Source organism: Streptomyces sp. P17, assembly GCF_032436805.1.
Taxonomy (GTDB): Bacteria; Actinomycetota; Actinomycetes; order Streptomycetales; family Streptomycetaceae; genus Streptomyces.
In genome coordinates, this window is record NZ_JAVRBF010001560.1 from 1 (window position 1) to 231 (window position 231).

1 protein-coding gene is annotated in these 231 nt (G+C 37.7%); it reads right to left on the reverse strand.

The window, feature by feature from the left end:
* The coding region (locus RMT89_RS45680) for a MetQ/NlpA family ABC transporter substrate-binding protein (protein ID WP_315889642.1) at positions 1-215 on the reverse strand (215 nt) is incomplete at its 3' end.
* Positions 216-231: the final 16 nt, after the last annotated feature.

Here is a 231-nt window from a genome sequence, read left to right on the forward strand (position 1 = left end):
GTCGCACCGTCTTTGATCTCATCTAAGCTCTTATACTGGTTAGAATAAATCCCCATCCCTAGTGTTGGTACGGTACCAACCGCTGTTAGATCAAGTTTATTATCAGTTGAAAACTTTTTCAGATAGGCACTATGTTGAAATAAGTTCGCATCGATTTGCTTGGAAGCCAAAGCCTTATTCGGTTGTACATAATCATTAAAGACTTTCGTAGTCAATTTGAATCCTTCTTTT